10 protein-coding genes are annotated in these 9,654 nt (G+C 32.1%); 1 reads left to right on the forward strand and 9 read right to left on the reverse strand.

The genetic code is table 11. The features are described 5' to 3' along the window. Positions 1–276: 276 nt before the first annotated feature. The gene (locus tag JJD95_RS18225) at positions 277–540 is read left to right on the forward strand and encodes an HPr family phosphocarrier protein (RefSeq protein WP_291644619.1); all 264 of its coding nucleotides are present in this window, start codon (positions 277–279) and stop codon (positions 538–540) included. A 60-nt stretch (positions 541–600) separates the two neighbouring features. On the opposite strand, the gene JJD95_RS18230 is transcribed toward JJD95_RS18225, so the two are convergent. The 9 genes from JJD95_RS18230 to JJD95_RS18270 form a co-directional block, all read right to left on the reverse strand. Continuing rightward, positions 601–1,485 carry a GGDEF domain-containing protein gene (locus tag JJD95_RS18230; RefSeq protein ID WP_291644621.1) on the reverse strand — a complete coding sequence of 295 codons (885 nt, stop codon included), beginning with the start codon at positions 1,483–1,485 and terminating at the stop codon, positions 601–603. A 122-nt stretch (positions 1,486–1,607) separates the two neighbouring features. Then, positions 1,608–1,823 carry a hypothetical protein gene (locus JJD95_RS18235; protein ID WP_291644623.1) on the reverse strand — a complete coding sequence of 72 codons (216 nt, stop codon included), beginning with the start codon at positions 1,821–1,823 and terminating at the stop codon, positions 1,608–1,610. 201 nt (positions 1,824–2,024) lie between these two features. Continuing rightward, a complete protein-coding gene (locus JJD95_RS18240; protein WP_291644625.1) occupies positions 2,025–3,707 on the reverse strand; it encodes a ribonuclease J in 1,683 nt (560 codons plus the stop codon). Positions 3,708–4,359: 652 nt separating this feature from the next. Continuing rightward, on the reverse strand, positions 4,360–5,016 hold the full coding sequence (gene phoU / locus JJD95_RS18245; protein WP_291644627.1) for a phosphate signaling complex protein PhoU: 657 nt from the start codon (positions 5,014–5,016) through the stop codon (positions 4,360–4,362). Between the two features lie 24 nt (positions 5,017–5,040). Further along, entirely contained in the window at positions 5,041–5,790 is a 750-nt protein-coding gene (gene pstB, locus JJD95_RS18250) for a phosphate ABC transporter ATP-binding protein PstB (protein ID WP_291644629.1), read from the reverse strand. Positions 5,791–5,825: 35 nt separating this feature from the next. Continuing rightward, on the reverse strand, positions 5,826–6,668 hold the full coding sequence (pstA, locus tag JJD95_RS18255) for a phosphate ABC transporter permease PstA (RefSeq protein WP_291644631.1): 843 nt from the start codon (positions 6,666–6,668) through the stop codon (positions 5,826–5,828). Between the two features lie 11 nt (positions 6,669–6,679). After that, positions 6,680–7,636 carry a phosphate ABC transporter permease subunit PstC gene (gene pstC, locus JJD95_RS18260; protein ID WP_291644633.1) on the reverse strand — a complete coding sequence of 319 codons (957 nt, stop codon included), beginning with the start codon at positions 7,634–7,636 and terminating at the stop codon, positions 6,680–6,682. A gap of 105 nt (positions 7,637–7,741) precedes the next feature. Then, a complete protein-coding gene (gene pstS / locus JJD95_RS18265) occupies positions 7,742–8,815 on the reverse strand; it encodes a phosphate ABC transporter substrate-binding protein PstS (protein WP_291644635.1) in 1,074 nt (357 codons plus the stop codon). A gap of 339 nt (positions 8,816–9,154) precedes the next feature. After that, complete coding sequence (locus JJD95_RS18270) at positions 9,155–9,397, reverse strand: hypothetical protein (RefSeq protein ID WP_291644637.1); 243 nt, start codon at positions 9,395–9,397, stop codon at positions 9,155–9,157. Positions 9,398–9,654 lie beyond the last annotated feature (257 nt).

Here is a 9,654-nt window from a genome sequence, read left to right on the forward strand (position 1 = left end):
ATATTGTGCCCCACCTACCTTTCCAATATTATCATAACATTTGATCTGTGGTGTTGTCCAGAGGCATTTAAGAAAAAGTTTTTCGAAAAAAACTTATAGCCCTTGATATACAAGGGCTATATTTTTATGCTTCAGGTCTGCGTGGTGCCACCCACGTGGCAAGTGGCATCTTAAGATGCCACTTGCCACGTGGGTGGCACCAATGGTATACTTAATATGAATATAAAATCTAGCGATACATGATGTAAAATAAATACATTTTAGGAGGTTATATTAATGGAAATTATCGTTAAAATATTAAACGAACAAGGACTACATGCAAGACCCGCTTCCGTATTCGTAAAAACAGCAAATAAATTCAAGTCCACTATCAGTATATTACACGGCGATGATGTCGCTAATGCAAAATCAATAATAAACATAATGAGCTTGGGTTTATCAAAAGGCGAAGAAATTAAAATTGTTGCAAAAGGCGTTGATGAAGCATTGGCTATTGAGGCTTTAAGAACTCTTGTAGAAAGTAAATTCGGGGAAGTGTAGGAATAATCCTTCCAAAAATACGGTAAGCTAAACTTTCTTTAAAGTTTAGCTTACCGTGTTTTATAGGTTAATGATTGTTTTGTTTCTTCCGCTATTTTTGGCTGTGTATAAATTTCTATCTGCTTTACTAATAAGTTCATCAATAGTAATATGTACATTCTGAATAGTATAAGCGCCGAAACTTGATGTTATTTTAATTTTTATATCATCATAGATGAAAACATTTTCTTCTACTAGCTTCCTAAGTTTTTCTATTACACTAAAGGCTTCATTCCCATCAGTGTTTCCTAGCACTATTAGAAACTCTTCTCCACCATATCTCCCTACCCAATCTGAACTACTTCTTATAGCAGTTGAAATAAGCTTTGCAAAATCCTTTAACACCCAATCCCCTACAACATGCCCATAATTATCGTTTACATCTTTAAAAAAATCTAGATCTGCCATAACTACACATAAAGGCTTATTATATTTGCTACTATCATTTATATCTACTGTAAGTCTTTCATTAATATATCTTCTATTATATATTCCTGTAAGCTCGTCCTTTATAGCCACATCATTCATTTCTACTATTAAATTCTGAATGTTATAATCACTTTTTTCATTTTTCATTATGCTTGATGTTTGTGATATATCTTTAATCATCTCTACAATATATGTACTATCTTCTATAATTACCGGGGACGAAATAATCAGCATAAGTTTCCCTTTAATAAACTCCACTTTAACAAAAGTATCGTTTTCTATAAAAGACCTCATGGAAATGCAGTTACTACAGTATTCATCTCTTTCGCATAATCCATAGCAATTATCTGTTGTAAGTTCTGTACTATCTCCTCCAGGATTTACAACTTTTTTATTAATTGGCTCTACAATCCTAATACTATCATATAGATTTTTAAACAATGACAGTCTCTCTTTAACTATTTGTAAAATTTCCATAGCAGAACCCCCTATATCTCTTAGGCATAGAGATTTTTGTCTTATTGCACCGTCTTTAACTCCCTATTTATATTATTCAATGTTTATATATATATGCATATACTAACTCGCATAACCTGTAACTATAATATTTTTTTCATATAGTCAACGATTAGTACATCCAATTTTTCTTCTTCAACCTGGTTACCTAAGTCTGTACAGCATATTTCATTTAGAACATCTCTTAAATTATTTATGCGATTTCTTAGATCCTCTGTTGTAATATTATCAAGAGTTAATTTATCCATACACACCCAGCCTTTCAGAATTATTTTTGTTCTTGTAGGTTTATTGTACATAAATTTACACTAAATTGCAATAATTTATGTAATAAGTGCGGTATTTAACTTTAATTTAAACCAATATTTAATGTAAAGAGGTTTATATTCAGTCTAATTGTCTATTAATGGAGTCATTATAAACAAGTGCATCTACCACCTTCCACGTGGCTGGCACCAAAAGCATAAAAAAGCATGTATCACAACGATACATGCTTTTTGTTATATTTCCATTATTATTGGTATAATTATAGGTCTTCTCTTAGTTTTTACATATAAAAACTGAGATAAGGAATTTCTGATACAAGTTTTTATTACTACCCATTCTTTAACTTTATTATCTAAACATTGCTCAAGTTCTTTTCTAACAATATCTCTAGCTTCGTTAATAAGTTCATTGGACTCTTTCATATAAACAAATCCTCTAGTTATTATGTCTGGTCCAGCTAATATACTGTAAGTTTCTCTTTCTATAGTAACTACTACAGTTAAAATACCCTCTTCAGCTAAATGTTTTCTGTCTCTAAGTACAATGTTACCAACGTCTCCGACTCCAAGTCCATCTACCATTATAGCTCCTGTTTGTACTCTTCCTGCTAGTTTACATTCACTTGGAGATACTTCTAATATCTGTCCAGTTTCTCCAATAAATATTCTTTCAGGATTCATACCTAATTTTTCTGCAAGTTGTGCATGTTGTTTCAAATGTCTAAATTCACCATGTACTGGCATAAAATATTTAGGACGAATTAAGGTATGCATTAATTTCAACTCTTCTTGACATGCATGCCCAGAAACGTGAATTTCCTCTGTAGTATTATATATTACTTCAGCACCCCTTTTGAATAGTTCATCTATAACCTTGTATATGAACTTTTCGTTTCCTGGAATAGGAGACGCAGATATAATAATGAAATCATCCTTTTGTATTTGAATATTCCTATGTGTACCTGTTGCCATTCTTGTAAGTGCAGCTAGTGGTTCACCTTGGCTACCAGTTGTTACTATTGTTACTTTATCATCTGGATAGTTACGAAGCTCTGCCACTGTAATTATAAATTCTGGTGGTATATGCAAATATCCAAGTTCCATAGCTACTGCAGAGATTCTTTCCATACTTCTTCCACTGAAAGCTATCTTTCTTCCGTGTAATACTGATGAATTTGCAATTTGTTGTATCCTATGGATGTTTGATGCGAAGGATGCTACTATTACTCGACCTTCAGCCTTATAAAATAATTTATTTAGTGATTCTCCAATAACTTTTTCAGATATTGTAAACCCAGTTCTTTCTACATTAGTACTATCCATCATGAGTAGAAGTACTCCTTGGCCACCTAGTTTTGCAAATCTTTCTAAATCTATAACTTCTCCATCAATTGGAGTGTAATCTATTTTAAAATCACCTGTGTGTACAACTCTGCCAATAGGTGTGTGTACAACAATAGCACATGCATCTGCTATACTATGACCAACTCTTACAAACTCTACACTTAGTTTATCAAGTTTTATAATATCACCAGCGTTTACTACGTTAAGCGTACAATCTGCTATTATTCCATGTTCTTGTAACTTATTTTCTACAAGTCCTAGCGTTAACTTTGTTCCGTACACTGGAATATTAATTTGTTTTAAAACGTAAGGTAATGCTCCTATATGATCTTCATGACCATGAGTTAAAAAGATTCCTTTTACCTTGTCTCTATTCTCTAAAAGATAATTCACATCTGGAATAACTAAATCCACTCCATACATATCTGCATCTGGAAATGCAATTCCACAATCTATAATAATAATTTCGTCCTTGTATTCTACTACTGTAATGTTTTTCCCAATTTCTCCAAGTCCACCTAGTGGGATAATTCTGATTTTGTTTTTGCCTTTACCTTTGTAATTATTATTCAATAATTTCCTCCTTTATTCGTTTCCCTTGCTTTAGTTTATTTATGAATTCGACCAGATCATTTTTTTACTCACCAGTGACGTCAAAATTAAAAAGCCGGTATTTGTTTTGTTTTAATGATTTGTAAGTAGTCGCTTCATTCACTAAAAAACATGTTACAACTTCACTTACTGTCATAGTCTTCTCGACCTTAACGTTTCCACTTTTCCTTTCTTTTTAATATTTTAATAGATTTATATTTCAAAGTGTTGCTTTTAAGTAAACATCACTCTTTTTATTTAACTTATTATTTATCTATGCCGCGAAGGCTCCTAATAATTATCTAATTCTGAAATATATTTTAATTTTAAATTATGTTCTGTAGCTCTATTTATCATCTTCTAAACGCTCATTGCGCTCAAGGCTACAATTTACCCTGGGTATAAAAACTGTATAATTGCACTATATGCAAATCAATTACTATCATTTTAACTATTATTTTTATACTAATCAAATATTATTATACCATAACCTTAATAATTATATCCGTTTTTAATTAAAATAAGGTTAAGAATATATTTCTTAACCTTATAATAATAGTTTTCCCGTTTTTTTAAGATATCTTTACATCTTTCCTCAATTCCTGTTTTGAATGGATGTTGAATTTTTTTGATACTAATCATTCAAATCAATATGATCTCCAGTTACTAAATAAACAGTCCATTCACAAATATTCGTTGTATGATCTGCAATTCTTTCTAAGAACTTACATACAAATAAAAATTGACTGGCTTGTTTTACTGTGGTGGAATCCTCTACCATTATTAGAAGTAACTCATTAAAAACATCTTTGAATACAGCATCCATTTTATCATCCATTTTACAGGTGCTATATGCTTTTTCAAGGTCTCCCTCAATATAAGCATCTATAGAAAGTTTAATCATTTCCTTTGCTATATCGGCCATTTTCGGAATATGCACTAATTGTGTAATGTATTTTTCCCCTTTAAGTCTTATGGCTATTTTGGATATATCAACCGCATGGTCTGCTATTCTTTCTAGATCTGTTACTATCTTCGTCGAGGTAAAAATAGTTCTTAAATCATGTGCTAAGGGCTGCTGAGTTGCAATTAACCTAACACACTTATCTTCTATTACGTTTTGAAGATTGTCCACCAAGTCATCATTCTTAATCACTTTTTCTGCCAGTTCTAAATCTTGATTTACTAACGCCTCTATACATTTAAATATTTGTTTTTCTACTATACTTCCCATAGTTAATATGTCATTATGAATTTGCTCAAGCCCTGCATCAAAAGAAGCTCTTGTCATATTTAATTCCCCCTAAATATATTATTAGCCGAATCTTCCTGTAATATAATCTTCTGTTCTTTTATCCCTAGGCTTGTGGAAGATCTCTTCAGTTTTACCGAACTCTATAACTTCACCATTTAGAAAGAATGCAGTCTTATCTGATATTCTTCCCGCTTGCTGCATATTGTGAGTAACTATAACAACAGTGTAATTAACTTTTAATACGTCCATGAGTTCCTCAACTTTAGCTGTGGATATTGGATCTAGTGCCGAAGTAGGCTCATCCATCAAAATAATTTCAGGCTCTACAGCGAGGACTCTAGCTATGCATATTCTTTGTTGTTGTCCACCTGATAGACCCATGGCGCTTGTTTTCAGCCTATCTTTAACTTCATCCCATACTGCTGCTCCCTTAAGACTCTTTTCAACAATTTCAGCTAATTGAGCTTTATTCTTAACTCCATGTATTTTAGGACCGTAAGCTATATTATCAAATATAGACATAGGAAATGGATTTGGTTTTTGAAAAACCATTCCTATTTTTTTCCTAAGTTCTATTACATTGCACTCCTCATATATATTCTTACCTTCATATATAACTTGACCTTCTATTTTTACATTATCTATTAAGTCATTCATTCTATTAAGAGTTCTTAAAAAGGTAGACTTACCACAGCCCGAAGGACCGATAAGTGCAGTAACCTCATTTTTATTTATATCAAGATTAATATTTTTTAATGCTTGAGATTTACCATAAAATAAATTAATATTTTTAGTTTGAATTATTCCCATGAAAATTCCTCCTATTCCTTACTTAAAATGTGGTATTAATATTTCTTTCTAGTTAAAATCCTTGCGGAAACATTCAATAATAATACCATTATTATTAAAACTAATGCAGCACCCCAAGCTTTCTCTATCCAGTCAGCATAAGGTGATTTAGCATACTCAAAAATCTGTGCTGGCAGTGATGCTATGGGCTCTTTTAAGCTACTTGACCAATATATGTTTCCGAAAGCTGTTAAAAGAAGAGGTGCTGTTTCACCTGCTGCTCTTGCAACAGCTAGCATTATCCCTGTTACTATTCCTTTCATAGCTGTTGGGATAACTATTTTAATAATAGTTTGCCACTGACTAACACCAAGTGCATAAGACCCTTCTCTATAATCATTGGGAACTAGCTTTAAAACACCCTCAGTAGACCTGGTAACTATTGGTATTAATATAATTGAAAGGGCAAGCCCTCCAGACATAGCTGAAAATCCACCAAAAGGCTGAACAAAAGCTATATATGCAAAAATACCTACAACTACGGATGGTATTCCCAGTAGTATATCAACTACGAATCTAACAAGCTCTGCAAATTTTCCTTTAGTAGCATATTCATTTAAATATATAGCAGTCATAACTCCTATTGGTATTCCAACTATTGAAGCAACTCCTACTAAAATTAGAGTTCCAAGAATACCATTGCCTATCCCTCCCCCTATATCGCCTGCTGGAGTAGGTAATGATGTTAAAAACCCAAAATCTATAACTCTGTATCCTTTATAAATTATATAACTAAGTATACTTACCAAAGGGATTAATGCTATTATGGTCAATACAACAATTATAACATGCATAAAATCATTAAATATTTTTCTTGTTCTTATGTTTGAAGTTGGCATAATATCACTCCCTAATAAACTTTAGATATTTTACGAATATAGATTCTTGCTATTGCATTAAGAATAAATGTTACTAAGAAAAGGAGCAATCCTATTTCTATTAATGATGAATAATAAACTGCACCAGTGGCTTCATTAAATTCATTTGCTATAACTGCAGCCATGGAGTGTCCCGGTGCAAATAATGAAAGCATAATTTCTGCTCTATTTCCTATAACCATGGTAACCGCCATGGTCTCTCCAAGAGCTCTACCAAGGCCCATTATTACAGCTCCAAGTATTCCTTGCTTCGCATAAGGCAAGACAACATTCCATATCATCTCCCACTTAGTAGAACCAAGGGCAAGGGATCCACCTTTTAAGTCAGTTGGGACCGTTTCAATAATATCAACAACTAGAGCTGATATTATTGGAATAATCATAATAGCTAAAATTAGTCCAGCTGATAGCATTCCAAGCCCAATAGGTGCACCTGAAAAAAGTGGGAACCATCCAAGTACACTACTTACAGGTTTTTGAAAATAATCTCTGATAAAAGGTACAAAAATGAATAAACCCCATAATCCATATAAAATACTTGGAATACTTGCTAATATTTGAACCATGAAACCTATAATTGTTTTCATCCATTTATTTGACATTTGTGTTAAAAATAGACCTATCCCAATGCTTATTGGCGTTGCTATTAAAACTGCAATAATTGAAGACACGATAGTACCATATATAAAAGGTAATGCTCCAAATTCTTCATTTACTGGGTCCCAATTAGTACTTGTGATGAAAGAGAACCCGAACTTTTCAATAGACAATTTAGACTGGATTATTAGTGCAATTACCATCCATACCATTAAAGCAACAATAATTACTGCAAAAAATAAAGTTACGTTTTTAAAAAGTTTATCTAAAAAGTTTTGGCTCATTTTGCTAGGTTTTTGCCCAACTTTTTTTATAATTTTATTTTCTCCCATGGTTCGACTCTCCTCCCATTGTTATATAAAATCACACAAACCCCAAGTGACACAACCTTTTTTAATTAGTTTTTACCACTTCGGGTTTATATTTATATTTAATTATTACTTAATTGCAGCTATATTTTCTTCATTAAGCTTAATGATAGACTCTGGTAATTTTCCATAATATAAATCATTGGCATATTGTTGTCCATCAGTATTTGCCCACTTAATTAAATCTATTATTACCTTTTTCTTTGCTGCATCATCATATTTTGTATTTGCTAGTATCCAAGAAAACCCTACGATACCATAAGCCTCATCACCTGATTTTTCAACTAGTGATACCTTTGTGTCTTTTGGCATATCTACTGCTGCGGCTTCTGCTGCAAGAGTTGCTGCTTCTAGTGTTGGGGCAACATACTTTCCATCTTTATTTCTAAGTTCTACAAAAGGTATATTATTTACTGTAGCATATGCAAGCTCTGTATATCCTATAGATCCAGGTATTTGTTTAACTTGACCTGATACACCTTCATTTCCTTTAGCTCCTATTCCTGCTGGGAATTTAACAGCCTTGCCTTGCCCAACACTTTCTTTCCACTCTGGAGATATTGTAGTTAAATAATCTGTAAAAATTGATGTTGTTCCACTTGAATCAGAACGATATACAGGTGTTATAGCTAAATCCGGAAGTTTTACGTCTGCATTGTCGGCTTTTATTTTTGCATCATTCCAATTCTTTATGTCTCCAAGATAAATACCTGAAAGTGTTTCTTGTGTAAGTTTTAATCCTGTGTCCACGCCGGGGGCATTATATACTACAGCTACTGCTCCCACAGTTATAGGTATATGGATAACACCATTTTTCACTGACTTTTCATCTTCTTCACTCATAAATGCATCTGATGCTGCAAAATCAATAGTGCCTGCTGTAAGTTGTTTAATACCAGCTCCAGAACCTATAGATTGATAGTTAACTTTAACTTCAGGGTAGAGTTTATTATATTCTGAAAACATTTTTGAAAATAGTGGATTAACGAATGAAGAACCTCCTGCATTTATCATATTCCCATTTGATGAAGCTGGATTCTTTGTTAAATCTTCTTTTGTAGAAGTTCCACATCCAGCTAAAGCTCCTGTCATAACAGTAAGAACTGTTGCAACTACAATAAATTTTCTCATATTTTTTATCATTATTATTCCTCCCCAATTTATATTCTTTTTTAATTTTCACATTTACATTACAACCTTAGTATACCTTCGCCATGTTTAGTACATGTTATCGCATTGTTAAGTGTATGTTAAGTATCACTTCCCATACTATTAATATAGTTTCTAACAATGTTAGGTTTTTTATCCTAAATATTTTTAATGATTTATACACTCAAAAAATACCAAAAGTGACTGCGAAAACTCGTAGTCACTTTTTAATGAATAACTCAATGGCGAAAAAAATACAACTCAATGTTAAATGACGCCTACTGTTAATAGCGTACATTCTCCAATACAAGCTGCATTCACCCTTATCTCTTGTTAACTAATATTAATTCTCTTTTCAAATAGACCACCTTGTTTAGTATAGTGCAAAACATATTCTTTATCATAAACATTATGTATTTCTAAATGCATAATTCCTTTTGTTTTTAGAGTTAATTTTATTTTGTTAAATTCTTCAAGTTCTGTTTTGGAAGTTAGCATAGTATAGATAAGTTTTTGTGAATACATGACCCAAGACTCTAATAATTCATCTGTTGACGTGTTTACATCTATGTTCATTTATGTGCCTCCTTGTATAATAGGAATAATAATATTACTATATATTATTTCCTTGCATGTACTATTATATATTTAATCGGCCTATATTACAATTAAAATTGATATATTCTATCCACTTTTATGATCCGTTTATGATAATGTCTTAGTATACCGTTTTTGATTATGTCCCAAACATACAAAAATATAGTGTAGAATATACCTCATAAGATTGTACAAATGGGGTGTTGATAATCAGAAAGGTAGATTTAAATATGAAA

It is taken from the genome of Clostridium sp. (assembly GCF_016650035.1).
In the GTDB taxonomy this organism is placed as follows: Bacteria; Bacillota; Clostridia; order Clostridiales; family Clostridiaceae; genus Clostridium_AD.